The sequence below is a fragment of the Paenarthrobacter sp. CM16 genome (assembly GCF_013179505.1).
GTDB lineage: Bacteria > Actinomycetota > Actinomycetes > Actinomycetales > Micrococcaceae > Arthrobacter.
The window spans coordinates 1-1,651 of the sequence record NZ_JABMCX010000509.1; the positions used below are offsets into that span (position 1 = coordinate 1).

The window sequence follows — 1,651 nt, forward strand, 5'->3', positions numbered from 1 at the left end:
GTCTACTTCTTCGTTGTCACGGACACCCAGGGTTCTTCGGCCGGCATGAGCGGTTTGACGTGGGGCCCCTCACTGGAGGCCTATGCCTTCATGGGCCGTTTCTACCCCGGTTTCGTCGCTGCATGTTTGGTCCCCGCAATTTGGCGGACCGTGGTCAGCGCCGCCCCGGTGTTGCTCCGGGTGGCTTCGGCCCTGCTGCTCCTGGGACTTTGCCTGCTCCTGCTCTCCCAACTGTTCCCGTTGATCCCCTTCTCGGAGGCTTGGCTGCGGGTCCTGATCAACTACTCCGCAGCCATGGCCACGGCCCTTGGGCTGGCCGGAATCTGGTTCTCCAAGGCATATTCGCGAAGAAAACAACGTCTCGCAGCGTAAGACTTTCACAAAAGCATTAGATCGTGGCACAATCATGAATGTGTGAACGCGGTTGCAGCCTGACACCGGAATCAGAGAACGGGTTTCCGGTGGATGTGGCGCCCATGGGATCACAATTGGGGGGATGAGTGGTGGCGGGCTGTTGGGGACCGCCCCCACTCAGCCTTTTTAACCCCCTGTTGCGGCCCACCGGGAGCCCACACCCAGCAAGGCTCCTTACGGTGGCTAAGATGGCTCCATGAACAGCCTTCGCACCCGCCGCTCCATCATCGCCGCCACTTTGGCCTCGGCCGCCCTCGTGCTCACAGCGTGCGGTGGAGGTTCAACTCCCGCGCAGTCAGGCGGAGATACATCCCTTTCGGACGTCAAGTCCAAGGGTGAGCTGGTCATCGCCACCGAAGGCACGTACCGCCCCTTCAGCTTCCATGCAGAAGGCGCCGGCGACCTCACCGGCTTCGACGTTGAGGTGGCCCAGGCAGTTGCCGGAAAGCTCGGCGTCAAGGCTGCCTTCCAGGAGACACAGTTCGATGGCATCTTCGCCGGCTTGGACTCCAAGCGCTTCGACACCATTGCCAACCAGATTTCCACCAACGACGAACGCAAGGCGAAGTACGAGTTCTCCACTCCCTACACCGTCTCCACGGGAGTAGTGGTGACCAAGTCTGACAACTCCAGCATCAACAGCTTCGCGGACCTCAAGGGCAAGACGACGGCCCAGTCACTGACCAGCAACTTCTACAAGATGGCTGTGGAAGCCGGCGCCAACGTCCAGGCCGTGGAAGGCTGGGCGCAGTCCGCTACGTTGGTCCAGCAGGGCCGCGTGGACGCGACCGTCAATGACAAACTCACGTACCTGGATTACGCCAAGAACACCCCGGATTCCGGTCTGAAGGTCGCTGCGGAGGCACCGGATAAGACCGAAAGTGCGTTCGTCTTCCGTAAGGGCTCAACCGAGCTCACCGCTGCCGTGGACAAGGCCCTGGCCGACCTCCAGGCAGATGGAACCCTGGCCAAGATCTCCGAAAAGTACTTCGGCGCGGACGTCACCAAATAGATGAACTGGGACCTCATCTGGAGTTCCTTCGGCCCACTGATCACCGGGGCCGTCACGGGGACCATTCCCCTGACCCTCGCCTCATTCGCCTTCGGCCTGGTGCTCGCCTTGGTGGTGGCACTGATGAGGCTGAGCCCTAACTGGCTGCTCTCGGGAATCGGCCGTTTCTACGTCTCCGTCATCCGTGGCACTCCCCTGCTGGTCCAGCTGTTCGTGATTTTCTTC

Annotated in this window: 2 protein-coding genes and 1 pseudogene; all 3 read left to right on the top strand. The window is 61.1% G+C overall.

Features of this window, described 5'->3' with window-relative positions:
* Positions 1 to 372: pseudogene (locus HP499_RS23975) on the top strand (hypothetical protein); the annotation flags it as partial.
* 238 nt (positions 373 to 610) lie between these two features.
* Complete coding sequence (locus tag HP499_RS23980) at positions 611 to 1,426, top strand: amino acid ABC transporter substrate-binding protein (protein WP_172326529.1); 816 nt, start codon at positions 611 to 613, stop codon at positions 1,424 to 1,426.
* The coding region (locus tag HP499_RS23985) for an ABC transporter permease subunit (protein ID WP_172326530.1) at positions 1,427 to 1,651 on the top strand (225 nt) is incomplete at its 3' end. It abuts the gene before it with no gap.

Excerpts from the sequence above, each read along its gene's own strand:
- HP499_RS23980 (WP_172326529.1), top strand. The coding sequence starts at position 611 with ATGAACAGCCTTCGCACCCGCCGCTCCATCATCGCCGCCACTTTGGCC.